The 26,113-nt window shown below is 57.7% G+C and carries 24 protein-coding genes, 1 tRNA gene and 2 pseudogenes; 13 read left to right on the forward strand and 14 right to left on the reverse strand.

Translation table 11 applies throughout. The annotated features are described in order from the left end of the window. Positions 1 to 15: 15 nt before the first annotated feature. Positions 16 to 1,419, reverse strand: a complete 1,404-nt coding sequence (locus RZS32_RS10415) for an ammonium transporter (protein ID WP_317056913.1) — start codon at positions 1,417 to 1,419, stop codon at positions 16 to 18. Between the two features lie 471 nt (positions 1,420 to 1,890). Continuing rightward, positions 1,891 to 3,330: an FAD-binding oxidoreductase gene (locus RZS32_RS10420; RefSeq protein ID WP_317056914.1), complete on the reverse strand. Its 1,440-nt coding sequence runs from the start codon at positions 3,328 to 3,330 to the stop codon at positions 1,891 to 1,893. A 100-nt stretch (positions 3,331 to 3,430) separates the two neighbouring features. Between RZS32_RS10420 and RZS32_RS10425 the strand changes: the two genes are divergently transcribed. Further along, positions 3,431 to 3,507: transfer RNA gene (locus RZS32_RS10425), tRNA-Met, on the forward strand. Between the two features lie 49 nt (positions 3,508 to 3,556). Here the strand turns inward: RZS32_RS10425 and RZS32_RS10430 are convergent. Together RZS32_RS10430 and RZS32_RS10435 are read right to left on the reverse strand one after the other, a co-directional pair. Next, positions 3,557 to 4,672 (reverse strand): Hint domain-containing protein, encoded by a 1,116-nt coding sequence (locus RZS32_RS10430; protein WP_317056915.1) that lies wholly within the window; start codon positions 4,670 to 4,672, stop codon positions 3,557 to 3,559. Positions 4,673 to 4,869: 197 nt separating this feature from the next. After that, positions 4,870 to 5,784, reverse strand: a complete 915-nt coding sequence (locus RZS32_RS10435) for a LysR family transcriptional regulator (protein ID WP_339106615.1) — start codon at positions 5,782 to 5,784, stop codon at positions 4,870 to 4,872. 112 nt (positions 5,785 to 5,896) lie between these two features. Between RZS32_RS10435 and RZS32_RS10440 the strand changes: the two are divergent. Next, positions 5,897 to 6,656 (forward strand): annotated as a pseudogene (locus RZS32_RS10440) (class II aldolase and adducin N-terminal domain-containing protein). Positions 6,657 to 6,666: 10 nt separating this feature from the next. Continuing rightward, positions 6,667 to 7,659: a sterol desaturase family protein gene (locus tag RZS32_RS10445; protein WP_317056917.1), complete on the forward strand. Its 993-nt coding sequence runs from the start codon at positions 6,667 to 6,669 to the stop codon at positions 7,657 to 7,659. Between the two features lie 64 nt (positions 7,660 to 7,723). Here RZS32_RS10445 and RZS32_RS10450 read toward each other — a convergent pair whose 3' ends face one another. Continuing rightward, a complete protein-coding gene (locus RZS32_RS10450) occupies positions 7,724 to 8,278 on the reverse strand; it encodes a YqgE/AlgH family protein (protein WP_317057896.1) in 555 nt (184 codons plus the stop codon). Between the two features lie 132 nt (positions 8,279 to 8,410). On the opposite strand from RZS32_RS10450, the gene RZS32_RS10455 reads away from it, so the two are divergent. Then, complete coding sequence (locus RZS32_RS10455; RefSeq protein WP_339106616.1) at positions 8,411 to 9,238, forward strand: protein-disulfide reductase DsbD domain-containing protein; 828 nt, start codon at positions 8,411 to 8,413, stop codon at positions 9,236 to 9,238. On the opposite strand, the gene RZS32_RS10460 is transcribed toward RZS32_RS10455, so the two are convergent. The 5 genes from RZS32_RS10460 to RZS32_RS10480 all read right to left on the reverse strand — a co-directional run bounded on the left by RZS32_RS10460 (position 9,217) and on the right by RZS32_RS10480 (position 16,104). Further along, the gene (locus RZS32_RS10460; RefSeq protein WP_339106617.1) at positions 9,217 to 12,615 is read right to left on the reverse strand and encodes an efflux RND transporter permease subunit; all 3,399 of its coding nucleotides are present in this window, start codon (positions 12,613 to 12,615) and stop codon (positions 9,217 to 9,219) included. The genes RZS32_RS10455 and RZS32_RS10460 overlap by 22 nt on opposite strands. Positions 12,616 to 12,621: 6 nt before the next feature. Then, positions 12,622 to 14,082 carry an efflux RND transporter periplasmic adaptor subunit gene (locus tag RZS32_RS10465; RefSeq protein WP_317056919.1) on the reverse strand — a complete coding sequence of 487 codons (1,461 nt, stop codon included), beginning with the start codon at positions 14,080 to 14,082 and terminating at the stop codon, positions 12,622 to 12,624. A 94-nt stretch (positions 14,083 to 14,176) separates the two neighbouring features. Further along, positions 14,177 to 14,719 carry a molybdenum cofactor biosynthesis protein B gene (moaB, locus tag RZS32_RS10470; protein ID WP_317056920.1) on the reverse strand — a complete coding sequence of 181 codons (543 nt, stop codon included), beginning with the start codon at positions 14,717 to 14,719 and terminating at the stop codon, positions 14,177 to 14,179. 21 nt (positions 14,720 to 14,740) lie between these two features. Next, complete coding sequence (locus RZS32_RS10475) at positions 14,741 to 15,334, reverse strand: metallophosphoesterase family protein (protein WP_317056921.1); 594 nt, start codon at positions 15,332 to 15,334, stop codon at positions 14,741 to 14,743. After that, entirely contained in the window at positions 15,331 to 16,104 is a 774-nt protein-coding gene (locus tag RZS32_RS10480) for a uracil-DNA glycosylase (RefSeq protein WP_317056922.1), read from the reverse strand. Before RZS32_RS10480 ends, RZS32_RS10475 begins: the two co-directional genes overlap by 4 nt. Before the next feature lie 171 nt (positions 16,105 to 16,275). Between RZS32_RS10480 and RZS32_RS10485 the strand changes: the two genes are divergently transcribed. The 7 genes and pseudogenes from RZS32_RS10485 to RZS32_RS10515 all read left to right on the forward strand — a co-directional run bounded on the left by RZS32_RS10485 (position 16,276) and on the right by RZS32_RS10515 (position 21,346). Then, the gene (locus tag RZS32_RS10485; RefSeq protein WP_317056923.1) at positions 16,276 to 17,226 is read left to right on the forward strand and encodes an aspartate carbamoyltransferase catalytic subunit; all 951 of its coding nucleotides are present in this window, start codon (positions 16,276 to 16,278) and stop codon (positions 17,224 to 17,226) included. Then, positions 17,223 to 17,789: a hypothetical protein gene (locus RZS32_RS10490; RefSeq protein ID WP_317056924.1), complete on the forward strand. Its 567-nt coding sequence runs from the start codon at positions 17,223 to 17,225 to the stop codon at positions 17,787 to 17,789. The genes RZS32_RS10485 and RZS32_RS10490 overlap by 4 nt, the downstream gene beginning before the upstream one ends. Next, the gene (locus RZS32_RS10495) at positions 17,786 to 18,235 is read left to right on the forward strand and encodes a hypothetical protein (protein ID WP_317056925.1); all 450 of its coding nucleotides are present in this window, start codon (positions 17,786 to 17,788) and stop codon (positions 18,233 to 18,235) included. Before RZS32_RS10490 ends, RZS32_RS10495 begins: the two co-directional genes overlap by 4 nt. Beyond that, positions 18,232 to 19,209 carry a DUF4268 domain-containing protein gene (locus RZS32_RS10500; RefSeq protein ID WP_339106618.1) on the forward strand — a complete coding sequence of 326 codons (978 nt, stop codon included), beginning with the start codon at positions 18,232 to 18,234 and terminating at the stop codon, positions 19,207 to 19,209. Before RZS32_RS10495 ends, RZS32_RS10500 begins: the two co-directional genes overlap by 4 nt. Next, positions 19,206 to 20,491: pseudogene (gene pyrC, locus RZS32_RS10505) on the forward strand (dihydroorotase). The gene RZS32_RS10500 and the pseudogene pyrC overlap by 4 nt, the downstream one beginning before the upstream one ends. Next, entirely contained in the window at positions 20,484 to 21,089 is a 606-nt protein-coding gene (plsY, locus tag RZS32_RS10510) for a glycerol-3-phosphate 1-O-acyltransferase PlsY (RefSeq protein WP_317056929.1), read from the forward strand. The pseudogene pyrC and the gene plsY overlap by 8 nt, the downstream one beginning before the upstream one ends. After that, positions 21,089 to 21,346: a hypothetical protein gene (locus tag RZS32_RS10515; protein ID WP_317056930.1), complete on the forward strand. Its 258-nt coding sequence runs from the start codon at positions 21,089 to 21,091 to the stop codon at positions 21,344 to 21,346. The genes plsY and RZS32_RS10515 overlap by 1 nt, the downstream gene beginning before the upstream one ends. 22 nt (positions 21,347 to 21,368) lie before the next feature. Here RZS32_RS10515 and RZS32_RS10520 read toward each other — a convergent pair whose 3' ends face one another. After that, a complete protein-coding gene (locus RZS32_RS10520) occupies positions 21,369 to 22,739 on the reverse strand; it encodes a glutamate--cysteine ligase (RefSeq protein WP_317056931.1) in 1,371 nt (456 codons plus the stop codon). Positions 22,740 to 22,939: 200 nt separating this feature from the next. Here RZS32_RS10520 and RZS32_RS10525 point away from each other — a divergent pair, with 200 nt between their 5' ends. Next, positions 22,940 to 23,143, forward strand: a complete 204-nt coding sequence (locus RZS32_RS10525) for a hypothetical protein (protein ID WP_317056932.1) — start codon at positions 22,940 to 22,942, stop codon at positions 23,141 to 23,143. On the opposite strand, the gene RZS32_RS10530 is transcribed toward RZS32_RS10525, so the two are convergent. The 3 genes from RZS32_RS10530 to RZS32_RS10540 are packed head-to-tail and all read right to left on the reverse strand — an operon-like array spanning position 23,140 to position 25,092. Beyond that, positions 23,140 to 23,643, reverse strand: coding sequence for a hypothetical protein (locus tag RZS32_RS10530; RefSeq protein ID WP_317056933.1), 504 nt, complete (start codon positions 23,641 to 23,643; stop codon positions 23,140 to 23,142). The genes RZS32_RS10525 and RZS32_RS10530 overlap by 4 nt on opposite strands. Then, on the reverse strand, positions 23,640 to 24,299 hold the full coding sequence (locus tag RZS32_RS10535) for a hypothetical protein (RefSeq protein WP_339106619.1): 660 nt from the start codon (positions 24,297 to 24,299) through the stop codon (positions 23,640 to 23,642). Before RZS32_RS10535 ends, RZS32_RS10530 begins: the two co-directional genes overlap by 4 nt. Before the next feature lie 55 nt (positions 24,300 to 24,354). Then, positions 24,355 to 25,092 (reverse strand): 16S rRNA (uracil(1498)-N(3))-methyltransferase, encoded by a 738-nt coding sequence (locus tag RZS32_RS10540; RefSeq protein ID WP_317056935.1) that lies wholly within the window; start codon positions 25,090 to 25,092, stop codon positions 24,355 to 24,357. Positions 25,093 to 25,103: 11 nt separating this feature from the next. Between RZS32_RS10540 and ubiA the strand changes: the two genes are divergently transcribed. Continuing rightward, positions 25,104 to 26,069 carry a 4-hydroxybenzoate octaprenyltransferase gene (ubiA, locus tag RZS32_RS10545; RefSeq protein ID WP_317056936.1) on the forward strand — a complete coding sequence of 322 codons (966 nt, stop codon included), beginning with the start codon at positions 25,104 to 25,106 and terminating at the stop codon, positions 26,067 to 26,069. Positions 26,070 to 26,113 lie beyond the last annotated feature (44 nt).

Below are 26,113 nucleotides of genomic sequence, written 5' to 3' on the forward strand. Positions count from 1 at the left end.
TTCCTCCTATTCAGGTTATTGCGACGCCGGCGGTGAAACCGCGATGCCTTCGGGGTAGGCCTGTGCCGGCACTTTGACCGTGTCGAGACCCGCGATTTCGGCCGCTTCTGGCACACGCAGCATGCCAAGCATTTTCAGCACCAAGGCGCTTGCCAAGCCAGTGATCAGGCCAATCGTGATGAAGACGATTGAGCCGACGATCTGACCCACGAGGCTTACGGTTGGAACCGTGCTGCCTTCTGGAACTGAGAAGTCCATGACGGCAGGGTAGCCTGAGGCGAAGATGCCCAGCATCAGCATTCCGTAGATGCCCATGGTGCCGTGAACCGTCACAGCGCCCACCGCATCGTCAATGCCCATGCCTTCGAGGATCTTGGCTGCGGGTTTCAGCATGACACCTGCGCCAATCGCGATGATGAAGGTCAGCGACGGGAAGTAGATGTCGAGACCAGAGGCCACCGAGATCAGACCCGCCAGAGCACCGGACATCATCCAGAATGGATCGCGGGTGAAGAGCCACGCCCCGATGATGCCGCCTGCGACACCCATCAGGATGTTAAAGCTCAGCGCGCCGAGGTTTGTCGGTGTGCCATAGATGGTGGTGAAGTTTGAGCCCCACGACCATGCTTCTCCGCCGACCACGAGACAGGCCATCAGGAAGCCCCAGAAGCCCACGACGATGAGCATGAGGCCCATGGCCGTGAAGGGCATGTTGTGGCCCGGCAATTCGTTGGCCGTGCCGTCTGCGTTGAATTTGCCGATGCGCGGTCCAAGCACAATCAGCACACCCAGGGCAAAGAAGGCCGCAACCGCGTGTACAAGACCGGCAGCGCCGAAGTCATGAACACCCCAGTTTTGCACCAGCCAACCGTCTGCATGCCAACCCCAGGCCGCGGCCAGCGTCCAGCTGAACCCACCCAGAACGATCGCAAGAATGACAAAGCCCACGGTTTGAATGCGCTCAATCACAGCGCCCGACATGATCGAAGCTGTTGTTGCGGCAAAGAGTGTGAAGGCGCCCCAGAACACACCATCAATCTGATCTTCGGTGTTCGGGCCCATGTAGGCCGCAGATTCACCCCATGCCAAAGCGATGGAGCTGGCGTATTCGGCACCGGAAATCCCATTGGGTCCTGCCGAAAATGAGAAGCCCGTTGGGAAGGCCCAGTAGACCCACCAGCCAAAGAAGTAGAAGGCCGGGATCACGAATGCGAATGCCAGAATGTTTTTGACGCCCGATGAGAGCGCGTTTTTGGCGCGGGATGCGCCCATTTCATAGGCCAAGAAGCCTGCGTGAATGATGATCATCAAGGGGATTGTGAGATAGTAATATGTCTCTGCGAACATCGTGTTCGTCAGATTCCCCTTCGCCTCCATCTCGGCCACCTTGGCCGCGAGTTCCGCGAGTTGTTCTTCCATTTTTCTTGTTCCCTCCGTGTTGGCCGGTCGGCGCAGTCCCTTAGGCGTCGATTCCGGCGATGGTCATACTCAAGCTTGCGGCAGGACATCCGCCAATAGTTTTTTTTGAGTCATCCGACGCAGTTGGCCTGGTGCAAGTCGTGCGTGGCTGGCAGTAGGGGAAGAGCCACTTGATGGCACTAACAGGCCGGTGTTTTGCTAAAAAACTGATTTTCATACAGTTTTCGGCATGAAAGGGTTGTGTCACGCAGAAGTATCGCGGTTCTGATGTTCAGGGAAAATTCTTTTTATGAAATAATTTTGACCATGGAGAAAAAGTTAATTCCTTTTGTGTATAGACCAATAGTGATCCAAGATATGCATAAAATTTAGGCAAATTGTGGACTGCCACTCGCAATAAGACCAAATTTATACCGAAATAACTCGGTAGAGCTTAACGCGGTGACAAGGTATTTTCATGGCTGTTTACGGCTAGGGGAGATCATCCGGGGCGGGGATGACCTTGCCTGGATTCAGGATATTCTTGGGGTCCAGAGCACGTTTAATCGCGCGCATCACGTCAAGCGCGACCTTGTCCTTGTGCCTTGCCATCGCCGGGAGTTTTGATAGTCCCACGCCGTGTTCGGCCGAGAAAGAACCGCCTAACGCGATGGCCTCCTCTTCCACGGCGAGATTGATCGCGGCGTGTGTGTTTTTGTCTGTTGTTTTGGGCCAAGCCGTGAAGTGCAGATTGCCATCGCCAAGATGCGCAACGTTTAGCATCTTGATGTCAGGGTCCAGCGCATGGATGCGCGTTTCGATGCGCGTGAGTAGGTCTTGCATGCGGTCCACAGGAACAGCGATGTCGTTGTCGACAATCGGATCATGCAGACGAGACAACTCGGCTGCGGCTTCCCGACGGGCCCACATTTCGGCGCGTTGGGTTTCGTTCTGTGCGATGACAGCGTCGAGCACTTGTCCATTTTCCAGCATCTGCGAAAGCACGTCTTCGAGATGGGCGCGGGCCGGGATCTGTCCCTCTGGCGTTGGGTCGGCATCGCGTGAAGACAATGCGCCGACTTCGACAAAGATATTCACATCATAGCGCGCCTCAAAGGGCGCGCGGGCGTCGGGAAAGCGTTCCAGATGCCCCTCGATGAAGCTGGCGGGCATGTATTCAAAGGCCTCAACCGCGCCGCCGGTTTGCGCCTGTAGCGTATTGAGCACGTCCACCGCGGCCGATACGGACGAGCAGGCCAGCATGGCCGATGCATAGGCCAGGGGTTTGGGCATAAGGCGCAGCACGGCTGCCGTGATGATACCAAGCGTGCCCTCGGCACCGATCATCAGGTCACGCAGGTCATAGCCGGAGTTATCCTTGTGCACTGCACTCATCAGGTCAAGGATGCGGCCATCGGCGAGCACCACTTCGAGCCCAAGGCACAGGCCCCGTGTGCTTCCGTAGCGGACCACGTTCGAGCCACCTGCGTTGGTGGAGAGCGCGCCGCCGATCATCGCCGACCCGCGCGCGCCAAAGGTCAGCGGAAAGATCAGGTCATGCATATCTGCCGCCTTGTGCAGGTCTGACAGGATTACACCTGCTTCGACAACTGCGATGCGACCCGCGGGCCGAATTTCCCGGATCGCCGAGAGCCGGTCGAGCGACAGCAGCAATTGTCCGTCCGCCTTGGTGCCTTTGGTCAGGCCAGTGCGACCTGATACAGGCACCACGGGCACCTCATGCAAGTATGCAAGCTGCATGATCTGTGAAACGTCTTTTGTGTCTGCTGGCCGCAAGACGGCAAGTGGCGAGGTGTAAACCTGTCCGGTCCAGTCGCGCGCGAATGGTTCGGCGTGTTTGCCCGTTAAAACGTATTTGGCACCTAGCTCTTTGCGTAGTGCGTCCAGTATCGGATGGGTGGTCTGCGTCATAGGCGCAGACTGCGCGGCAATTTGCCGTGCATCAAGACCATTTGACGATGAATTATTCCTTGACCTGCGCGGGTGCCTGTCATACCTAGCGCCTCGGTCTGGCGGAGTAGCTCAGCTGGTTAGAGCAGCGGAATCATAATCCGCGTGTCGGGGGTTCAAGTCCCTCCTCCGCTACCAAATCTCCAAACTCAGGTTTTGTACGTATTGGCCGGTCACAAGTTGGCGGTTAAGCATATGCTGGGATTTGTGAGACGTGGGTTGCCTGTGGGGCAAGTCCGGATTTTCGCCTTTGCATCAGCAATTCTGCTTCAAAGCTTTTAAGTGTCCGGCGTGCGGCTGGGCCGTAGGTTGCCAGACTTTGGCCGAGGTTCGAAAGGGCGCCTTCGATCTCTGACACGGCTTTGACTCCTAACGCCGATTGGGCGCATTCACCGGGCAGGAGGCTTTCGCTTGCGATGCCCTCGGCAAACACAACCTCATGCCGATCTAGCAGGAAATGGTGGTATTCTACAAAGCCGCCACTCCTGCGATACACCTGATCGCCATCGACAAGGTCGACCGCTCGTACGAAGGCATTCTCGGTGCCAAAGAGCAATTCAACGCGCCAATCGTTCAACAAAACCCGGTGCTGCGGTGAGATGACGAGGTCTCTTTCGTTATCCAAAACTCCGGCCTGAATGACAACTGGAGCCAGCCGACCCAAAGCGGGAACACGTACGCTCCCGGTCCAGCGGATTGGTTGTGGTCCGTGGTCTGTGGTTTGCACAAAGTCGTTGGTTCTCAAAATTTCGACAGGACGTGGCCCAGTCGGCGTGTCGATCAGTGTGCCAGCGGCGTAGCATACAATGTCTGCACCCAGTCCAAGATGCGCCGTAAAGGCATCGTTTTCGACGATGTTGCCAATCGTGTAATCTTGGCCTGCGGGCGGTACTCCGTCGGGGAAAACCAGGTAGTAGCCGTCCTCGGCATCACCACCCACGACATCATTCAGGTCATCATCGTTATTGAGATCAACATCGATGACTGCAACGCGAAACACTGTGCCGTCTGCGGCAGTGACTTCGAAGGTGTAGTCCCAGATAACCTGTCGAAACGTGCCATCAACTTCGGTGACCTGTTCCCAGACACCACCGATCTGTTCGTTGGCAGAAACTTGTTCGTTGGTTGAATCGCCGTTGAAAAGCGTGGCTCCGTCATTTTCCCTGACGGCGAAGTTGGTGGTTGCACCTGTCCAACTCCAGGTGCCGCCATTGGGTGGGCCAAAATTATAGTTGAACGCAGAGCCGTTGACCGTGCTCTGCGTACCAAAGATAGCGTTTTGATACCCGTACCAAATGGGCATTATTGATCCTCAGACATCGTAAGTGCCACTTTTAGTCGGCTGAGTTTCGCATTTTGTTGTGACCGATGTAGGGGGAAAATTCGTCATAAATTTGCAGAAAAATTTACTCAAGATATTGATAATAAAACGAATTTTTAAAACGTGACACGATTGTCTTTCGGCGAAATGCGTAGGTGCACAGGCGATATCGGTTTCTGCTATTTTTCGAATGGAGTACCTGTGCGCGGATGGTTGCCGTGCATTGCAGTGATTTCCCGGTCTAGCCAAGACACAAAGGCGCGGCTGGCGGGGGTTTCGTCGTGGCTTGCCGGAGAGAGTAAGAAGTAGCCTTCTGGAAGTTTTGCCGCTCCTTCAAATGGGCGGACCAATTGCCCGGCCTCAACGAGATCCGCAGCTATGGCGTCATGGCTCATGCAGATACCTGCGCCGTGTAGGGCGGCTTGCATGGCGATCACATAGGTGGATGCCAAGTTGACTGTGTTGCTCTGGTCAAACGGTGTGTTTGTGGCTGTGCTCCAGTATTCCCAGTTCCCCATCATGCCGGAACAATCAAATAGCCGGGCTGTCTTCAGATCAAACGCGCCGTTCTGATATTGCGGGATGCAAACCGGGTACATGGTGTTGGCGGGTAGGGGACGTGCCGTTTGTGACATATCACCGGGGCGGCCAAAGCGGATTTCAACCGGTGCATCGTGGGCCGAACGTTCCGGATCCCAGATGGCAGTCGAGATATTGAGCGTCAGCCAAGGGTGCTGCGCATAGAGGCGCGGTAGGCGGGGGGCAAGCCAGAAGACAGAAAATGCCATATTGCACTGCACAAGAAGGGTCTGACCGGGATCACCACCTGTAAAAGAGCGGGTGCCACGTGCGAGCAGGTCAAACGCCTCTCGGACGGTGGGCAGGTAGTTGGCCCCTGCTTCGGTGAGTTGCAAAGCACGGGTGCGGCGAATGAAGAGCTCCCGTCCCAGAAACGCCTCAAGGCTTCGGACATGCTGGCTTATGGCGGACTGGGTCAGGTTCAACTCTTGCGAGGCCAGGGTGAAGGACAAATGTCGTGCGGCGGCCTCAAAGGCGCGCAGCCATGTGAGCGGGGGCAGGCCGGTGCTGTTCATATTATGCACGATCTATACATTAATTTTATTAATGTCATGGCGCGAAATCTATTGTTTGTAAAGTTTGACAGGCTTGGGCAACGTGAATGAAACGCGCGAAAGGAGTGGTTCCATGTTGCAGCCGAAATCCAACGAAACCGCAAATATTGCTTTCTGGCGGGAACGCGTGGAACTGGCCGCGACATTTCGCTGGACTGAGCGGCTGAATTTCCACGAAGCGGTGGCCAATCATTTCAGCCTTGCGGTGAACGACGACGGCACCCAGTTTCTGATGAATCCCAATCAGGTGCATTTCAGCCGGATCAAGGCGTCTGATCTGTTGCTGCTGGATGCCAATGATCCGGACACGCTGGACCGCCCCGGCGCGCCCGACCCCAGTGCCTGGGGTTTGCATGGATCCGTGCATCGGCGTTGCCCGCATCACAGGTGTCTGATGCATGTGCATTCCATTCACGCCACAGTGTTGGCGAGCCTTGCAGATAGCAACCTCCCCCATTGATCAGAACACAGCGACGTTTTTCAATCGCTATGTGATTGATGAAGATTTCGGCGGGTTGGCCTTTGAGGATGAGGGTGAACGCTGTGCCGCTCAGCTTCAGGACCCGACGAAAAAAGTCATGATCATGGGCAATCACGGTATTCTGGTCATGGGCGACACCGTCGCGGATTGTTTTAACCGGATGTATTATTTTGAGCGTGCGGCAGAGACCTATATCCGTGCGTTGCAGACCGGGCAGCCGATGCGTGTGCTGTCTGATGAGATTGCTGAAAAGACAGCGCGCGAGATTGAAGAATATCCCGGACAGGCCGAGCGGCATCTGGCGGAACTGATGGCGATTCTTGACGAAGAAGGCTCGGACTACGCGCATTGAGGAGCGTGCTATGACAGATGCAGCACATGACCCTGAGGCCGATCGCTGGAATCATCGGCCGGATGATCTTGTCACGCTGAACCCGGTGTTCAGCTGGCCGCCCAATCCCCGCGCGGTTTTGCGTTGGTATTCGGGCGCGTGGCTTCAGATCACCGCCCTGACGGTCTGTTTTGCCATTACAGTGTTTGTCTATGTTCTCTTCCTGCCGCCCCTGGAGGCGATGCAAAGTTTTGCGTTTGGCTGGATGTTTACGATCTGGCTGATCAACATGGTGCCTCAGACGCTGGTAGCAGGAGGCCTGCATTGGTGGCTCTACATTCGGCGCGGGCAGGATATGAAGACCAAGTTCGACCGCCGGGACCTGACGCGCAACAACGGCACGTTCACATTCAACAATCAGGTGCTGGACAACATCTGGTGGACGCTGGGCAGTGCGATGACTGTGGCGACGGTCTATCAGTGGGTCATCTTCTGGGCGATGGCCAATGGTTTTGCGCCGACGATCACATTCGCCAGCGCGCCTGTGTGGTTCGTGGCCTGGATGTTCTTCATCCCGATGTGGTCAGGCCTGCATTTCTACTGGGTGCATAGGCTGGAGCATCATCCAAAGCTCTACAAACATGTCCACGCGGTACATCACCGGAATGTCAATGTCGGTCCGTGGTCGGGGATCTCGAACCATTGGTTTGAGAATATGATGTATTTTACGACTTATTTCGTTCACCTGGTCGTGGCCTCGCACCCATTGCACGTGTTGTTTCACGTTTATTTCCAGCAGATTAGCCCGGTTTTGTCGCATTCCGGATTTGAAAAGCTGATCCCGAAAGACCAGCCAGCAGCGCGGGCCGGGGATTTCTTTCATCAGCTGCATCACCGGTATTTCGAGTGCAACTACGGCACCTCCGAGATCCCGTTTGATCGGTGGTTCGGCACGTATCACGATGGCACGGCTGACGCGACCGAGCGCACGCGGGCCTATAAAAAGCAGATGTACACGCGGTAGGTGCGACTTGGAGGAAGTCTTTTCGGAAAAGACTTCCGAAAAGCTTTTGAAAGCTTTTGGCCCGTTAGGCGTGGCCGGCTTCGGATGAGAGCGTGACTGAGCTGACGCCAAGCTTGTTAAGGGCCGCTTCCCACTTGCAGTCGTCTTGTGGCCCAAAAACCAAATCCGGGTCCGCCTCGACGGTCAGCCAAGCGTTTTGGGAGATTTCCGCCTCAAGTTGCCCCGGTCCCCAACCGGCATAACCCAGCGCCACAAGGCTCTGTTTTGGGCCCTGGCCGCTGGCGATATCCTCCAGGATATCAAGTGTCGCGGTCATGCCAAAGGCGTCGTTCACTTCCAGCGTTGATATGGAAGAATGATGCGCGCCATCATGTAAAACAAAGCCCCGGCCATTTTCGACCGGGCCACCGAAATGGACTGGCAGGTCTGTCGATTCGTCTTCGTGCGAAATGTCCAATTGGTCCAGCAATGCATGAAGGCTCAGCCCGTCTGCAGGTTTGTTGACAATAAGGCCCATGGCTCCTTCGCCAGAATAAGCGCACATGAAGACCACGGATTGCGCAAATCTGGGGTCGCTCATGGCGGGCATGGCGATCAGCAGTTTTCCGGTCAGATCAATTTCTCGCACGTGGGGCCTCTGAGTCTCACGTCTCCATGATGGGGGGCGTAATCGCCCGGTGCAAGCGTGCTCTCTTGGCATCACGACAAAATCTCGCTTGAATGTGAGTTGGACTTTATCGGCGGAATGGGCATGTCGTACCCTATGAAAATGATTCCGACTTTCCTGGCAGCGGCTGGTCTGGCCATATTGGGCTCGCTCTCAGAGGCGCAGTCCTTTGACGTGGACGACGTTGTGAAAGCACACGTGATCCCCGGTTGGCGGGGATCGGATGGTCGCCATGTTGCGGCGCTGCACCTTGAGTTGGGTGACGGGTGGAAAACCTATTGGCGCGCGCCGGGGGATGCAGGCATTCCACCACGGTTCAATTGGGCTGGCTCGCGTAACGTGTCGGAGGTCAAAGTGGACTGGCCGATGCCCAAGCAAATTCCGCAAGGGCGCTACATGACCATTGGCTATGACAGCTCGGTCACGTTACCGCTGCATGTCGCGCCCAAAGCGGCGGGACAGGCCATGCAGTTGAAGGGCGAGATTGAGCTGGGCGTGTGTCGCGAGGTGTGTATCCCGGTCAAGGTGTCCGTGGCACAGGATTTGCCGAACGCTAAGGGCAAACGTGATCCTGCAATTGTCGCCTCACTGGCCGCGCGGCCATATTCGGCCTCCGAGGCGGGTGTCTCACATGTGGCGTGCCGCATGTCTCCAATGGAGGGTGGCCTGAAACTTTCTGCGGTGATCACGATGCCAAAGCTGGGCGCGCGCGAGGTAACAGTGTTTGAGGTTGGGGACCCCAAGATCTGGGTGGCTCCAAGCAAATCAGAGCGTCAAGGCAGCAAAATCGTGGCTCAAACAGAGATGCAGCATGTGTCGGGGCGCTCCTTTGCTCTGAAACGCCCGGATGTCCGCATCACGGTTCTGGGTCAGGGGCGTGCTGTGGAAATTCAGGGCTGTCCTGCGGGCTGAGCGCGGTGACGCAGCAGAGCTGTGATTAAGTAGCACAAAACAATCAATACACTGAGACCAATCACGAAGACGGCTAAGGCGATTGGCATCTGAGCGCTGTCGCTTGCGTTGGGTGCGATGGCCGACAGAAATCCCGGCAAACGTCCCTCGACCGCTGTCCAGCCGAGCGTCAGCGCCATCCATGTGAATGACAGAACCACTCCTGCGCCCAATGTGATTTGCAACCCACCCTGACGGGTTTGCAGACCACGCCGCAGGGACCGTGTGTAGTGATGCACATCATTCTGGATGGCCATGATCGCAGGCACCAGGATCAGGACAAGAACCATGCCAAAGCCCAGCCCGTAGACCAGCGTGATCACCGCAGGCTTGATGAATTGCGCTTGGGTGGATTGTTCAAAAAGCAGCGGCGTAAGACCCAGTACCGTTGTGAGTGTGGTCAAAAGAACCGGTCGCAATCGGTCGGCAGCGCCTTCAATGATGGCCGGTACGATGGCGCGGTCGCGACGGTAGTCATCAATGGTGGTCACCAGAACGATGGAATCGTTGATGATGATGCCGATCATGCCCAAAAGGCCGATCACGCTGAAGAGGCTGAAGGGGATGTCCCAGTAGGCATGGCCCCATATCGCGCCAACAAGGCCAAAGGGGATCACCGCCATGACGACGATAGGTCGCGTCCAACTGGCAAAGACCCATGCCAGTACGAGGTAGATCCCTGCCAATGTCAGGATCAGGCCCACGCGGGTGTCTTGCAGGAATTCGTTTTCCTGCTCTGACAGTCCACCCAGACGCCATTCGACCTGATAGGTGCTCGCGATATCTGGCAGGACTTCTTCCCTGAGCGCATCCGTGACAGCCTGAGCGCGTGCCGGGTCATCTTCGGCGATATCGCCGGTGACATTGACCAGACGGATGCCGTTTTCGCGGCGAATGGTGGAAAAGCCGATGCTTTGCTGGACGCTGACAATATCGGCCAGAGGGACATATGCGCCCGAAGGTGCGCGGATCTGCATGGCTTCCAGGAAATCGGCTGAGATTTCATCTTCGGGCAGTTCTACGCGTATTTCCGCGCTGCGCGGACCAAGCGGATAGGTGGCGGCCTCAATGCCACTCAAGCGATGGCGAACAACGCGCCCCATCGTGTCTGTTGTGAACCCAAGCGCTTGGCCCTGTGCCGTGAGTTCCAGAACAAGCTCTTGCTTGTCAAAGGCAAGGTTGTCCTGCACAGCCGAAACCTCGGGGAAGCGCAGGAGCGCCTCTTTCAGAGCCTCGGAAGCGGCCTTTAAAGTGCCGGCAGACGCACCAAAGAACTCGACATCAAGTGCGTCACCCCCGGGGCCCGCGCGCCAGCCTCGAAAACTCAGCTCTTCGACAAGCGGGTGGCGATTGACGCGTTCCTGTAGTTCACCGACGAAGGCAAAGCTGGAATAGGGGCGCAGATCGGGGTCTATAAGTTCAATCGAAATGCCGCCCAATTGGTCCGGCTCTTTCGTGTCGGCCCCAGCGAGGCCAAAACCGGCATTGCCACCGATCTCGGCCAGAACGAAATCAATCGGATTGGCGCCGTAGCGGGTCTCATACTCTTGGCCCAGTTCCTCGGTGGCGCGTTGCAATTCACGCATCATCTCAAGCGTGTCGTTGCGCGTGGCACCGGGTGCCATCATGAAATTACCGGTGACACTGCCGCGTTCAGGGGCGTTGAAGAACCGCCATTGCACATCGCCTTTGATGAAAAGGGCGGCTTGTGCGGCCAGCAGCACGACGATGAAAGCAAAGACTGGATAGCGCGCCTTGATCACAAGCGCCATGAGCGGGCGGAACAGCGTCTCACGCACCCACGTAAAGCCTCGATTGACCATGCGGCTGGGCCAGTCGTACCAGCGCTCGCGCTCTGATTGGGTCAGCGCATGGGCCATATGGTTGGGCAGGATGAGAAAGCACTCGATCAGCGATGCGATGAGAACGGCGATGACCGTGAAGGGGATGGCGTAGATGAGGTTGCCAAACTGTCCGCCGATGGCCACGAGGCCGAAAAAAGCGATCAATGTGGTCAGTGTGGCGCAAAACACCGGAAGTGCCATGCGGCGTGCAGCACGTTCCGCGGCCTGCACGGGGGTCTCACCAAGTTTTCGCACACGCGCGTCGGCGTGTTCGCCGACGACGATGGCATCATCCACAACAATGCCAAGCGTGATGATAAGCGCAAAAAGCGAGACCATGTTGATGGTCAGACCCCCTAGATACATCAACGCAATCGTCGTCAGCATTGCCACGGGGATACCTGCCGCGACCCAAAACGCTGTGCGGGCGTTGAGAAAAAGGAACAGGAGCCCGATGACCAGAGCCAGACCTGTCAGACCGTTGTCGAGAAGCGTTTGCAGGCGGGCGGAAATAGCCTCGGATCTTGTGCGGATCAGAAAAACCTCGACACCTTCTGGCAGAGTGGATTGCATCGTCTGTGCAATCTCTTCAACCTGCGCCTGGACGGCGATGGCATCCCCTTCGGCGGAGCGATCTACGCGCACGGAAATGGCGGGTTTTTCATCAACAAAATAAGAGCGAACGCGGTCAATGCCTTTACTGCGCACAGAGGCGACATCTCCAATCCTGAGCTTGGTGCCATCGAGGTTGGAGCGCAGGACAATGTCCTCGATATCCCGCACATCACGTTTTTCAACGCCCACCCGAATGCGCGTGTCGCCGCCGCTGACATCTCCGGCGGGGTCTGCCTCGACCTCCTGATCAATGGCCTCGGCGATTTCGGCCATGGTGATGTCAAAAGCCAGAAGATTCGTGGTGGGTATTTCGACGATGGTGCGTGGGTCGGCGATACCGCGAATTGTAGTGCGGGTGACGCCTTCATCATAGAGCCGCAGGACAAGTTCGTCGGCGTATTGCCCAATTTGTGTGACGTCGACAGGGCCGGAAATGACCACATCGGTCACCCGGTCGCGCCAGACACCGCGTGTCACCGTTGGCTCTTCGGCATCCTCGGGCAGGTCGGTGATGGTATCAACCGCGCTTTCCACGTCGGCAGCAGCGCGAGACATGTCCCAACCGGGTTCGAATTCCAGGACAATACTGGCGTTTTCCTCGGTACTTGTGGCCGCGCTTTCAATGACGCCTTCCACGGCCAATAGCGTGGGTTCGAGAAGCTGGACCACGGCGCTGTCCATGTCCTCGGCGCTGGCGCGGTCCCAGATCACGGATACTGTGACATTGTCGATGATCACATCCGGAAAGAACTGCGCCTTCATCCGGGGGGCCGCAGCAAGCCCCAGGATGATCAGCAGCACCATCAATAAATTGGCGGCGGTACGATGACGGGTGAAATACGAAATCACGCCGCCTGCGCGGTCGGGCAAGTCGCGCATCACGACCTAGCCGCCCATCCGGCGTTCAAGCCGTTCGACCACACGTGCAGGCACACGGGGTTGGGTCAGCTGTTCTTGCAGTCGCTGTTTGACGGCCTCGGGCATGTCGGTATTGGATTGAACGAAGTTTTGAAGCCGCGCGCGATGTTCGTCACTTATCTCCAAGAAACTTGCAGTGGCTTGCTCGTTCTCATCTGCGAGGGGTTCAATGACTCGGACCTTTAGACCTGGACCAAGAAGAGGCGTGCGCTGGGCCACAATTCTTTGCCCTTCCAGCCCGTTGCCGCGTACGAGAACTTCATTGCCCTGGCGGCGTAGCAGTGTCACGACACGCGTCTCAAGTCGGTCTTCTGCCCCGACAATCAGCACCCGCCCGTCTGCCCCAAGTGCTGTTGCGGGCAGGCGCACGACGTTCTCCAGCGGTGGTTCGGTGATTTCCACAGTGACAAAATCGCCAGGTTTAAAGCCAACAGCGCTGTCTAACTGAGCAAAGACCAGGCGACCGGTTTGCCCGTCTTCGACCGATCCGCTGTCACGTGTGATGCGTCCGGTGCTTTCGATTTCAACACCAAACACGTCAAGACGCGCTGTAATCGGCGTTTGGGTAATGCGACCGGTTGCGTCCAACAGGCGCGTATGCTGCGAAGTGGACAGCCGAAACGCCACGTCCAGACGCGCGCTGTCAACAAGATCGGCCAGCTTTTCGTTCGCTGAGACAAACCGGCCCTCGACAACTGAGACATCTCCCAGCGTGCCGGAAAACCCTGCGACGATGCGTGTGTCCTCGAACCGCTTTTTGGCTTCTGCCAAGGCGATCCGAGACCGGGCGAGTTGTGTTTGAGCCTGATCCACGCGCGCCTCGGCCACAGCAAGGGCTTGTCGGCGCGACAGAACCGTCTGATCGGCTTGCGCCATTTCCAGTTCTGCCTGTTCCACCGTTGCGGTCGTGCCAACGCCCCGCTCTTGCAGGTCCAACTGGCGGGTCAAAGCTTTGTCGCGCAGTTTGGCCTGCGCGCGGGCGGCATTCAGATCATCCTGTGCAAGGAACAGCCCGCGCTCTGCTTCGCGCTCTTCGGCTTCGGCATCGGTGACATCGCTTTGTGCCCGATCCAGAGCAAATTGCGCGTCTGCCGGATCAATCCGCGCCAGAAGCTGGCCTTCCTCAACACGCCCGCCGTCTTCGAAATCCAGGGCCAGCTCGACCAGTGTGCCGCCCGTCCGTGCACGGATTTCCAGCGTGCGCCGGCTGATCACTTCACCAAAAGCCACTAGTGTTGGCGTTTCGGTGGCCAGTCTCCCCTCGACCGTGTTTACAACAAAGACCCGTTCACTGCGTGGTGCGCTAGGCGCCTCAGCGGCGATGCGTTCCTGAATGGCGGAATACACGATCTGCCCGGCATAGACGAACAGGCCCAATGTCAGAGACAACAGGAACAGTCCGGTCAGGCTGGTGCGTAAGAACCGCATTGGCAAAGACCTTTTGAGGCGCACGACGGCAATCGTTTCTACTCAAGAATATAAGAAAAACCACGACTGTTTCGAGGTTTAACGCACGAGCTTGTTATTTCCGACGCAAATGTTCGTCCAATCGAGGCATGATTTCCACGAAATTGCAGGGCCGGTGGCGGTAATCAAACTGATATTGCAGGATTTCATCCCATGCGTCCTTGCAGGCACCGGGGCTTCCGGGCAGGGCAAAAAGATATGTACCGCCCGCAACACCGCCTGTGGCGCGGGATTGCACGGCGCTGGTGCCAATTTTTTGCATGGAAACGATGGTAAAGACCGTGCCGAATGCGTCGATTTCCTTTTCATAGACATCTCTGTGGGCCTCAACGGTCACATCGCGACCCGTCAGGCCGGTGCCACCTGTCGAGAGCACGACATCCACGGTTTCATCCTCGATCCAGGTGCGTAGTTGCGCGGCAATCTGGTCGCGTTCATCTTTCACGATCCGCCGTTCCGCGAGGTGATGCCCGGCAGCGGTGATCCGCTCTGCCAGCACATCGCCGGATTTGTCCTGTGAGGAATCGCGCGTGTCGGAGACGGTCAAAAGGGCAATGCGGACCTGGATGAAGTCCTTGGTGTCGGTGTTTTGGGACATGGCGGCCTGTAAATTGTGTGATCAGATATCGAACCAATTGGGGCGTGGCCCGAGATTGACAATACGCGTTGCGCCAATCTGTCCGGTCTGGCCCCAGCTGTCGTGGATATGACCGCAAACGGCCAGTTTGGGCTGAACGCGGGTGATGGCATCGCGGATCGCGGTGGAGCCGACTGACATGCCAGCGGAGGTCAGGTCAGCCACGCCTTTGGGCGGGGAATGCAGGATGAAAACATCAGCGGCATCGCAGGCGTCCAGCAAAACGCCTGCCGCAGCTTCGCTCAGGTCGCAAGACCAGTCGCCAAAGGGTGTCGGTGGCACACCGTAGCCGAGGCCGAAGAAGGTCACCCCATCGACGGTGTATTCAGTTCCGTGCAGCACCTCAGCGGTCACTGGCGCGGCGGCGCGCAATTCTTCGACACTCTCGGCATTGCCGGGGACCAGGATCATAGGGGCAGCCATGTCGCTGAGCATGTCCATTGCCTCATTCAAGCCTTTGCGATGATTGCAAAAATCACCTGCGCCAATCACCAGATCAGCCTTCGCGCTGGCCTCAACCAACTCTGTGGCTCTGTTGCGGGCCATGTGCAAATCAGAGAAGGCCATAATCTTCATGTGCCTGACTCCAGCCGCGCTTTCAGTTCCAGCAGATCAGCCCAGGCTTCTCGCTTGGCCGCCGGGTTGCGCAAGAGATAAGCGGGGTGGAACACTGGTAGCGCAGGCTTGCCATAGGCCTCCGCCCAGGTGCCGCGCAGGCGGGTGATGCCGCGTCGGCCAAGGCCTGCGTCACAGCTGATATTCCCCACAAGAACAACAACATCAGGGTCCACGAGATCCACATGACGCTGCATGAAGGGACGCATCATGGCGATTTCTTCGGGTTTCGGGTCGCGGTTTTGCGGTGGGCGCCAGGGGAGGACATTGGTGATGTAAACCCCCGCTTCGGGTGTGTCCGATTGTCGATCCATGTCGATGGCCGCGAGCATTTTGTCCAGAAGCTGCCCGGCGCGGCCGACAAAGGGTTTGCCCTGCTGGTCTTCATCACGCCCCGGAGCTTCGCCGATGAACATGACGCGTGCACTTGGGTGGCCGTCAGAGAAGACGAGGTTCCGAGCACCTCGTTTGAGGTCGCAATGGTCATAGGCACCGAGCGCGGCTTGCAGTTGGGGCAGGTCTTGTGCATTCGCCGCGGCGGTGCGTGCATCGCCGATGGGATCTGTATCTGCCGAAGCCGTTGCGGTGGGTACGGGAGCTGCACTCTTGGGTTTTTCGATCCGGTCTGGCACGGCATAGCGGTCCACGGGGGCATCGCCGATGGCCTCGGTTGCGCCGAGATCAATCTGCCATTCAAGCTGGGCCAGTGCGGTGTGAGCATCCGATTCCATGCTCTGACTCTAGGCCGAGTTCGCGACGAGGGAAACGGGCCGATTTGGCATGTCGGTATCACGTCGGTATTGCGTCGGTATCACGTCGGTGCGCGCATCGGTCTGTGCGCCCCCTTGCCCTCGGCCCCTGACCACCCTTATAAGCGCAAAAATTCCGGAACGGAGCGCTTGATGGCCTTTTCGCACTCGCACCTTTTGGGGATCGAACCCCTGTCACCGGAAGATATCAACGCCATTCTCGATCTGGCCGAGCAATATGTGAAGCTCAACCGCCGTGAGGTGAAGCACGGGGATGCGCTGGCGGGTCTCACGCAGATCAACATGTTCTTTGAAAACTCCACTCGCACCCAGGCGAGTTTCGAGATTGCGGGCAAGCGGCTTGGGGCGGATGTGATGAACATGGCGATGCAGGCCAGTTCGATCAAAAAAGGTGAGACGCTGATTGATACAGCGATGACGCTGAATGCGATGCATCCCGATCTTCTCGTGGTGCGGCATCCTCAATCAGGCGCGGTGAACCTGCTGGCGCAAAAGGTGAAATGTGCAGTTCTCAATGCCGGTGACGGGCGGCATGAGCATCCTACGCAGGCGCTCTTAGATGCGTTAACCATTCGCCGGGCCAAGGGGCGTTTGCACCGGCTCAACATCGCGATTTGCGGGGATATTGCGCATAGCCGTGTGGCGCGGTCGAATATCCTGCTCTTGGGCAAGATGGAAAACCGGGTGCGGCTGGTGGGGCCATCGACACTGATGCCTTCGGGGATCGGCGAATTCGGCGTTGAGGTTTATGAGTCGATGCGTGAGGGCCTCAAAGACGTGGACGTGGTCATGATGCTGCGCCTTCAGCGCGAGCGGATGGATGGCGGGTTTATTCCCTCTGAGCGGGAGTACTACCACCGCTTTGGTTTGGACGCCGAAAAACTGAGCCATGCCAAGCCTGATGCGATTGTCATGCATCCCGGACCGATGAACCGGGGCGTCGAGATTGATGGCGAGATTGCCGATGACATCAACCGGTCTGTCATTCAGGAACAGGTCGAGATGGGCGTGGCGGTGCGCATGGCGGCGATGGACCTTCTGGCGCGCAACCTGCGGGCGCGGCCCAAAGAGGTGCTTGCGTGACCGAGGCTTTGCAGGTTCGCGAAAATGAGCGCGGCGTCGTGCGGCTGTTCACCGTGGACAAAGACGCCGAGGGCGCCAAGAAAATATCCATCGAGCCGGATTGGGAGGCGGATGCCGACGATCCCCCCTGGCCGTTGCGGGATGCGTTGGGTGTCACCTATCTGGATTCTGACTTCATTGAGCTTTTCGACGTGCGTGATCTCGATGACCTTGGCCTGACGGGCTACATGGTCGAAGGGCTTGGGATTGCCGAAGCGGATGTGGCCCAGCACCGGGCGCAGCTTGAGGCGATCAAAGGTTTGGTTCTCTTGGTTTATTCCAGTGCGTTGGGCGGATTTGAAACCACCTTGCGGCCCAAATCACCACTGCGCTGGGTGGGTACCTTCGTTGAAGAGCGTCCTCCTGTGACGTTTGAGCCGATGCCATCCGAGGCTGCGCAAGGCGATATCGCGCCTGAGGAAAAACCGCGCCCCTCTGATGCGGCCATGTCCGGCCGTGTGGCCATGGTGGTGCTTTTGGTGCTGTTTGCGCTGACCGCCGTAGTGATTTGGGTGGCGTCATGACCGAAGCCTACACCGTCATGACCCCCACAGCCGCGTTGCAGGAGGGGGAAACCGTGCAGCAAAGTTTCTACGCGGACCGGGGCACTTATTGGCGCGATCACGCGTGGTTGACCGCAGCGGCGATGGCCCTTGGGATGGTGGCGCTTTGGCTTTTGGGAAATCCGCATGTCTGGACCGGGGCCGTGGGCGGGCTTGCGGCGATTGCGGTGCGGGCGGGCTATCTGGCCTCGGATGAGTTGAAGGCGCGGTGGGATCTGACCGATCGCCGGTTGCTAGGCCCTTTGGGTAAGGATGTGGCGCTGGGAGATATCGCAGAGCTCAGGGTTCTGGGGTCTGCGGTGCAGATTGTGACCAAGGGTGGGGACAAGCACCTGATGAAGTATCAAAAGGACCGCGATGCGACACGACAGCGGATCGAGGCCGTGATGGAGGGACTTGCGCAATGAGTGTTCTTGGGCGCCTGGAGAAAGTAGAGCTTCGCGATATCTGGAAAACCGAGGCGCAGGACTTCACCCCTTGGCTCGCTGGCGAGGATAATCTCGCCCTCCTTAGTGATACGCTCGGAATTGATCTTGAACTAGAGGCCGTCGAACAGAACGTCGGACCGTTCCGTGCTGATATTCTGTGTAAGGACACGCTGAGTGATCGTTGGGTTCTAGTGGAAAACCAGTTGGAGCGTACGGATCACACCCACTTGGGACAGCTTATGACATATGCTGCGGGGCTGGACGCCGTGACAATCGTTTGGATTGCGTCGCGGGTGGCAGATGAACACCGCGCAGCGATGGATTGGCTCAATGAGATTACTGATGCTGAAGTGCGGTTCTTTGCGCTTGAAGTCGAACTCTGGCGGATCGGCGAAAGCCCGGCTGCGCCGAAGTTTAATGTCGTAAGTAAGCCAAATGATTGGTCTCGGAGTACCTCGGCTGCTTCCAAGGCTGTGTCGGAGGGAGAACTCTCACCGACTCGCCTACTGCAACGTGACTACTGGCAGGCGGTCGAAGAGCTCGTGGCTTCGAACTCTGGACCAATCAGGCCGGTTAAGCCTCAGGCAGCTTCTTGGATCGGTCATAGTATTGGTCGCACCCACTTTGGTTTAAACATGAGCATGAACACACGAGAAGATTGGATTCGTGTGGAACTTTATCTCTCCGGACCATCGGCAAAAGGGAATTTCGATTTTCTTGCTGATCAGAAAGACAAGATTGAGCAGGAATTGGGATTGAAACTTGATTGGCAGCGATTGGATGAAAAACGCGATGCGCGTATCTGTATAACAAGAAACGTGGCGGCGCTCGACCAAAGACAAAAATGGCCAGAACAACATAAGTGGCTTGCGGAAAAGTTGATTTCATTTCATGGCGCCTTTGCACCTCGCATTCGAGGAATTGACCCCGAAACGGTGGAATTGCTCTCATGACCACAACCCTTTTCACCAATGCCAGGCTGATTGATCCGGATGCGGGGACGGATTCGACGGGGGCTGTTCTGGTCGATAAGGGCGTGATCCAGGACGTGGTCGCGTCGGGCAATCCGGACCCCAAGGCGCAGGTTGTTGATTGCAGAGGCAAGTGCCTTGCGCCAGGGATTGTCGATATCGGGGTGAAGGTCTGCGAACCTGGTGAGCGCCACAAAGAGAGTTACCGCTCTGCCGGTGCTGCGGCAGCGGCGGGGGTGTGACCACGATGGTCACGCGGCCCGACACGGTGCCTGCAACAGATAACCCCGAGGCGCTTGAATTTGTCGCGCGCCGGGCCAACGCAGCGGCCCCAGTCAACGTTTTACCGATGGCGGCCCTTACTAAGGGCCGCGAAGGGCGAGAGATGACCGAGATCGGCTTTCTGATGGATGCCGGGGCCATTGCGTTTACCGATTGCGATCACGTGGTGCAGGACGCCAAGGTGTTTGGCCGGGCGCTCAGCTATGCGCGGTCGTTGGGCGCTTTGGTCATTGGGCACGTGCAGGAGCCTGTGTTAAGCGCCGGTGCTGCGGCCACGTCGGGCAAGTTTGCCTCGCTGCGGGGTTTGCCTGCTGTCTCGCCCGTGGCTGAACGGATGGGGCTGGAGCGCGACATTGCCATGATTGGCATGACAGGTGCGCGCTATCATGTGGATCAGATCACCACTGCACAGGCACTTGAACCGCTGCGCCGTGCGCGGGAAGACGGGCTGGACATCACAGCGGGCACGTCGATCCATCACCTGACGCTGAATGAACTGGATGTTGCTGATTACCGGACCTTCTTTAAGGTCAAGCCGCCTTTGCGCTCAGAGGAAGATCGCATGGCTGTGGTACAGGCGCTCAGCGAGGGTCTGATTGATACGCTGAGTTCGATGCACACGCCGCAGGATGAAGAGTCCAAGCGTCTGCCGTTTGAAGAGGCGGCCAGCGGGGCGGTGGGGCTTGAGACACTTTTGCCAGCGGCGTTGAGACTTGTGCATTCGGGGGACCTGGACCTGCCGACTTTGTTCCGCGCTTTGTCGCTCAACCCGGCAAGGCGGCTGGGTCTGTCATGTGGGCGAATGGCCAAGGGCGCGCCTGCGGACCTGATCCTGTTTGACCCGGATGTGCCTTTTGTGCTCGATCGCTGGGCGCTGAATTCCAAATCCAAGAACACACCATTTGACGGCCAAAGGATGCAGGGTAAGGTTCTTGCGACCTATGTGGCGGGTCGCGCAGTTTACGAGAAGACAGATGCCTGAACTTGTTTCATCCACGCCTGTTTTGGTTTTGTGGGGTGTGATTGGGTATCTGCTCGGCTCAATCCCATTTGGCATGGTCTTGGCTCGGGTGATGAACCTTGGTGATCTGCGCAAGGTTGGATCGGGGAACATAGGCGCCACCAATGTTTTGCGCACTGGCAATAAAGTGGCGGCGGCCTTGACGGTCTTATTGGACGGCGCAAAGGGCGCAGTTGCCGTATTGCTGGCGCGGGTGCTGGCGGGGGAAGATGCGGCTCAAGTTGCAGCTCTGGCTGCGTTTCTGGGCCATTGCTTTCCGGTCTGGCTTACGTTTCGCGGTGGCAAGGGTGTGGCGACTTTCCTGGGGCTGATGCTGGCCCTGGCATGGCCTGTTGGCCTTGCGTGCTGTGCGACGTGGCTTTTTGCTGCTGTGGCGACACGGATCAGTTCGTTGGCGGCAATATATGCGGCAGCCCTCTCGACGATCTGGGTTGTTTTGCTGGGCTACAGAGAAATGCTTTTCCTTGGCATGGCGCTCACGCTTCTGATATTTACGCGACACTGGCAGAACATCTTGCGCATACGCAAAGGCACGGAGCCGAAGATCGGCGAAAGCTGATGCAGGCGTTTTTGGACGCCTTTGATGCCCTTCCGGAAGGGGTTTTTGTTGGTCAGTCTCACGGACGGCGCTATGTCATCGTTCGACGTGTCTCTGGCGCAGTTCAGAAACTGGTTGCCGAAGAACTGGGCGGTCCGGATTACATCAGTCTCAACCTTTATCGCCTGGCGTCTGGGGCGAGGTTGAAGCCGTGCGAAATGCCAGAGCAGAAGGTTGTGGATTTTGTGCTGGACCTAAAGGTGTCGGGTCGGATGTAGAATAGCGGAAATGTAAAGAATATTAGTAGCTGAATTCGCCGTAAATCTTCGTCAAGTCACCCTCCCAGTCACCATGGTACTTCGTCAAAAGCTCATCGGCCGGAACCTGGCCCGACTCGACACTTTCACGCAGGGCGTTGAGGAAGTGAGTTTCATCCGGTACGAGGCCGCCTGCACCGGGGATGGATCGAGCTTTCAACCCAGCTTCTGAGAGGTCCAGAACTTCCCGCGCCAAGTCATGCATGCTGATCTTGCCGACGCGTGCGTCGAGCGCTTGTTCACTGGCTGCCACGCGCAATGCTTCTCGCGTTTCTGCGTCCCAGCCTTTGACCAGATCCCATGCGCCATCCAGAGCCGTCTGATCATACATCAGACCAACCCAGAAGGCGGGCAGCGCACAGAGTCTGCGCCATGGGCCGCCATCGGCACCGCGCATTTCCATGAATTTCTTGATGCGCGCTTCGGGGAAGATTGTCGTGAGGTGATCTGCCCAATCGCTGAGCGTGGGTGTTTCGCCGGGCAGGGCGGGCAGCTCGCCCTTGAGGAAATCGCGGAAGGATTGGCCGAGCGCGTCGACATATTCGCCATCACGGTAGACAAAATACATCGGCACATCGAGCGCGTAGTCTGCCCAGGCCTCAAACCCAAAGCCATCTTCAAAGACAAATGGCAGCATGCCGGTGCGATCCGCGTCAAGGTCGCGCCAAACGCGGGCGCGCCAGGATTTGTGCCCATTGGGTTTGCCGTCAAAGAACGGGGAGTTGGCAAAAAGAGCCGTGGCGACGGGTTGCAAAGCCAGCGCAACCCGCAGTTTTTGCACCATGTCGGCCTCGGATGAGAAATCGAGGTTCACCTGCACAGTGCAGGTGCGGAACATCATGGATTTGCCCATTGTGCCGACCTGATCCATGTAGGACTTCATCAGCTTGTAGCGCCCCTTTGGCATTATCGGCATGTCGTCATGCGACCAGATGGGCGCAGCCCCCAGACCGATAAACCCGACACCAACCTTATCGGCAATGTCTTTCACGTCGGCCAGATGCTGGTTCACCTCGTCACAGGTCTGGTGGATGCTTTCCAGCGGTGCACCGCTGAGTTCAAGCTGACCGCCGGGTTCCAGAGACACGTTGGCGCCGTCTTTGGTCAGGCCAATAAGGTTGCCGCCCTCTTCCAAAGGGGCCCAGCCGTGGCCATCGCGCAGACCTTCAAGAACGGCAAGAACACTGCGCTCACCTGCATAGGGAATGGGCTTGAGAGTGTCTTTGCAGTAGCCAAATTTCTCGTGCTCGGTGCCGATGCGCCAGTCTTCGCGCGGTTTGCACCCGCTTTCGAGATATTCGGCCAGTTGGGAGTGGCTTTCAATCGGGCCGCCGCCGGATTGGGGGATAGACATCTGAAAGCCTCCTGGCTTGGCGCATCTTTGGGCGCCAGAAGTGGCGCGGATTGTAGAGAGTGTCAATGCGCTCCGCACCGTCCCATGCGTGTTCACGCGTGATCAACTAGATCGGAGGATGACGTGATAAACATGGAACTTGCCAGCGTGAGTGACGACATGACCTTCAGATTTGAACAGGCCCATCACAGGAGTTTGAAATGTCTGGAACAATGTCACGACGCGGGTTTTTCACGTTTAGCCTGGCAGCGGGTGCAGCTGTAGCCATGAGCCAACCTGCCCTGGCACGCGGTGGACCGGATCCTGAAGACCGGTTAACCCCAAAGAAACGCCGCGAGCTTGAAGAGCAGCGGCGCAAGGCTCGCGAGCGCAGAAAGCAGGAGCGGAAGAATACGAAACGCTAAGGGTGTTTTCGGTGCCACAGGCGCACCGGGATGTCTGATGTGGTTCGCATTGCGGCGACAAGCGTTTCGCTGCGCAGGCCCGGAAGGGATGAGAACGCGTCAAAGAGCGTGTCGTTGCCGCTGGCTGAGACTGGAATGAAGAGCTTTGGCTGTCCGGGCTGCGACAGGCACCAATGGGCTGGCTGACCTGTCGGGTCGAGGGTCAGTTCGGTCATTTCGGCCAGATCAATGCTGCCGCCGGTGAGAGGGCCGAAATACGTGACCCGGCCCTCATCGATCTGCACCATGCCTGGCCCGCCTGTTTTGGATCGGAAACGACCGCGTTGTATGCCCGTGATGGTCAGGGACGCACCGATGGGAAGCAAGATCAGCCCGACCCAGGACAGAATTCCGTCTAGGCCCAATGCCCACCATCCACCCAGGGCGATCACCACCAGGCCAATAAGTGTTTCGCGCCACCGCTTCAGACTTTGGGCTGCCTCAGGGCGAATGAAACTCATGATGTTTCTCCGTCAAGCGGATGCCAGGTGGAGGCGTTCACGGACTGAACATCAGAAAGGTGTGTGTCATAAGGCGCGCGGATCGGCTCGAACGCCATATCGGAAAAATCACGTATCAACTTTTCGCCTGTCCCAGTCAGGCGGTAAAGGCATCCCAGCCTTGTTTCGTAGTGATCCAGTGCAGTGTCCCGGTCTGGCTTGGTGCGTCCAAGCAGCTGATTGCGAATGTCGGGGTCTAGCGGCGCGGGCGTGTTGTTCGCTAAGCGCAGGCCTGTGGTGCACCCTTTGCCGGGTGCGCCCTTGTAGACCCTGTGTATGTCCTTGGCCTCGTCAAACAGAGCAGTTTCGGTATTGGCATCAATGATGTAGTGATGATTGTCCAAAAACCGCCCACCGCCGCCCCAGGTGTCGCCTTGAGGGATGAGGGTCAAAGCTGTGAAGTAGGGCGGTTTTGAAATCGCGGTGTAGCTGCCTTTGGTCTCGGTCGGCCATTTGCCATCGAGTGCAAAGAACAGAAAGTGCTGACCATCAGGCGACAGATCACAGCGATCCGGATAAACCTTGTGCTTGAGCCATTGACCGTCTTCAAATCTGTCGCTGTCCCGATGCCACAGGATCAGGCGACTTACCTTTGAGGGGCCCTGCCGCAGGATCACGGCCTTGTCGTTATCTCGGGCAAAAAAAGATAAAGCCGGATTGATGGCGCGGTGTTCATGTCCAGTCTCCCAACGCCTGTTGCCAAATGGTCAGAGCTGCCACGGCGGCGGTGTCGGCGCGCAGGATGCGGGGGCCGAGGCTGATTGCATGGGCTTGGGGCAGTGCGGCCAGGCGTCGGCGTTCGGCATCGGAAAAGCCGCCTTCGGGGCCGATGAGGATGGCCCAAGGGCCACTTCTGTCGTTTTTGGCGAGGCTGATCAAAGCCGAGGATGGGCCAGCGAGCGCTTCGTCACAGAACAGGATTTGGCGGTCGTCAGGCCATGTGTTGAGCAATGCGTCGAGTTTTTGCAGGGCTGTCACTTCGGGCACGTATGTGCCGCCGCATTGCTCGGCGGCTTCGACGGCATGTGCCTGAAGGCGATCCTGTCGGATGCGTTCGGAATTCGTGAATTCGGTTTGCACAGGACAGATACGTGCGGCGCCCATTTCAGCGGCTTTTTCGACGATGAAGTCGGTGCGGGCCTTTTTTATTGGCGCGAAGAGGAGCCACAGGTCCGGTGGGTATTGTTGCGGGCGGGTCTGCTCCTCGACTATCAAAACCCCACGCTTTTTGCTCGCCTCTGCCACCGTGGCGCGCCATTCGCCGGATTGGCCTTCGAACACCAAAACGGCGTCACCAAGACCCAGCCGCATGACACCAAAGAGGTAATGCGCCTGATCGCGCTCTAACGGAACGGATTGCCCTTGCCCCAAAGGGTGATCTACATACAATCTGATCTTCGCGTTGCGCATGGGGCCAACATATGACCGGTGAGAACCAGACACCAGAGGCCTCAGGCCAGGTTGCGGATGCCGTCAAGGACAATTGGGTGGATCGTCTGGCTCCGCCCGCAGTACGGCCTTACCTCCGGCTTTCCCGGGCGGACAGACCGATTGGCACATGGTTGCTGCTCCTGCCCTGCTGGTGGGGGCTGCTCTTGTCGATGATCCATGACGGGCGGATGAGCTGGCATGATCTTTGGATTTTTGTGGGCTGTGGGATTGGTGCCTTTCTGATGCGCGGGGCGGGTTGTACGTGGAACGACATCACGGACCGGCATATTGATGGCAGCGTGGCGCGCACGGCGTCGCGGCCCATTCCTTCGGGGCAGGTGAGCGTGAAACAGGCCCTTGCCTGGCTGGTGGCGCAGGCCTTGATTGCTTTTTGTATTCTGATCACCTTCAACTGGGCGGCGATTGCATTGGGCATCCTGTCGCTCTTGCCCGTGGTGGTTTACCCGTTTGCCAAGCGGTTCACATGGTGGCCGCAGGTATTCCTGGGCATCGCGTTCAACTGGGGGGCTCTTCTGGCCTGGACGGCGCATAGCGGCAGTCTCGAACTGCCAGCGGTGATCCTCTATCTGGCTGGCATCTCTTGGACGCTCTTTTACGATACAATCTATGCCCATCAGGATGCCGAAGACGATGCTTTGATTGGGGTAAAGTCCACGGCGCGGCTTTTTGGAGAGCGCTCGCCGACCTGGCTATTGCGGTTTCTTATAGGTGCCGTAGTGTTGCAGGCGTTGGCTGTCATCATGGCCGTTGTCGGCGCCTCGCCCATCGCGCTGCTCTTGGCGCTGTGTGGATCCTGGGCATTCGGGTGGCATATGCATTGGCAACTGCAGCGGTTTGATCCCAATGACAATGACGTGCTGCTTCGGCTCTTCCGGTCAAACCGGGATGCGGGTCTAGTTCCCCTGCCGTTTTTTGCTATCGCGCTCTTCGTTTGATTGCACTTGAGGATACTGGCGCTTAAATAGGGCGCGGGAAGGAA

This window comes from Roseovarius sp. W115, from assembly GCF_032842945.2.
GTDB lineage: Bacteria > Pseudomonadota > Alphaproteobacteria > Rhodobacterales > Rhodobacteraceae > Roseovarius > Roseovarius rhodophyticola.

Bases quoted from the DNA above. Each gene is read 5' to 3' on its own strand.
- RZS32_RS10415 (WP_317056913.1), bottom strand. From the start codon at position 1,419: ATGGAAGAACAACTCGCGGAACTCGCGGCCAAGGTGGCCGAGATGGAG.
- RZS32_RS10420 (WP_317056914.1), bottom strand. From the start codon at position 3,330: ATGACGCAGACCACCCATCCGATACTGGACGCACTACGCAAAGAGCTA.
- RZS32_RS10430 (WP_317056915.1), bottom strand. From the start codon at position 4,672: ATGCCCATTTGGTACGGGTATCAAAACGCTATCTTTGGTACGCAGAGC.
- RZS32_RS10435 (WP_339106615.1), bottom strand. From the start codon at position 5,784: ATGAACAGCACCGGCCTGCCCCCGCTCACATGGCTGCGCGCCTTTGAG.
- RZS32_RS10445 (WP_317056917.1), top strand. From the start codon at position 6,667: ATGACAGATGCAGCACATGACCCTGAGGCCGATCGCTGGAATCATCGG.
- RZS32_RS10455 (WP_339106616.1), top strand. From the start codon at position 8,411: ATGTCGTACCCTATGAAAATGATTCCGACTTTCCTGGCAGCGGCTGGT.
- RZS32_RS10460 (WP_339106617.1), bottom strand. From the start codon at position 12,615: ATGCGCGACTTGCCCGACCGCGCAGGCGGCGTGATTTCGTATTTCACC.
- RZS32_RS10465 (WP_317056919.1), bottom strand. From the start codon at position 14,082: ATGCGGTTCTTACGCACCAGCCTGACCGGACTGTTCCTGTTGTCTCTG.
- moaB (WP_317056920.1), bottom strand. From the start codon at position 14,719: ATGTCCCAAAACACCGACACCAAGGACTTCATCCAGGTCCGCATTGCC.
- RZS32_RS10475 (WP_317056921.1), bottom strand. From the start codon at position 15,334: ATGAAGATTATGGCCTTCTCTGATTTGCACATGGCCCGCAACAGAGCC.
- RZS32_RS10480 (WP_317056922.1), bottom strand. From the start codon at position 16,104: ATGGAATCGGATGCTCACACCGCACTGGCCCAGCTTGAATGGCAGATT.
- RZS32_RS10485 (WP_317056923.1), top strand. From the start codon at position 16,276: ATGGCCTTTTCGCACTCGCACCTTTTGGGGATCGAACCCCTGTCACCG.
- RZS32_RS10495 (WP_317056925.1), top strand. From the start codon at position 17,786: ATGACCGAAGCCTACACCGTCATGACCCCCACAGCCGCGTTGCAGGAG.
- RZS32_RS10500 (WP_339106618.1), top strand. From the start codon at position 18,232: ATGAGTGTTCTTGGGCGCCTGGAGAAAGTAGAGCTTCGCGATATCTGG.
- plsY (WP_317056929.1), top strand. From the start codon at position 20,484: ATGCCTGAACTTGTTTCATCCACGCCTGTTTTGGTTTTGTGGGGTGTG.
- RZS32_RS10515 (WP_317056930.1), top strand. From the start codon at position 21,089: ATGCAGGCGTTTTTGGACGCCTTTGATGCCCTTCCGGAAGGGGTTTTT.
- RZS32_RS10520 (WP_317056931.1), bottom strand. From the start codon at position 22,739: ATGTCTATCCCCCAATCCGGCGGCGGCCCGATTGAAAGCCACTCCCAA.
- RZS32_RS10525 (WP_317056932.1), top strand. From the start codon at position 22,940: ATGTCTGGAACAATGTCACGACGCGGGTTTTTCACGTTTAGCCTGGCA.
- RZS32_RS10530 (WP_317056933.1), bottom strand. From the start codon at position 23,643: ATGAGTTTCATTCGCCCTGAGGCAGCCCAAAGTCTGAAGCGGTGGCGC.
- RZS32_RS10540 (WP_317056935.1), bottom strand. From the start codon at position 25,092: ATGCGCAACGCGAAGATCAGATTGTATGTAGATCACCCTTTGGGGCAA.
- ubiA (WP_317056936.1), top strand. From the start codon at position 25,104: ATGACCGGTGAGAACCAGACACCAGAGGCCTCAGGCCAGGTTGCGGAT.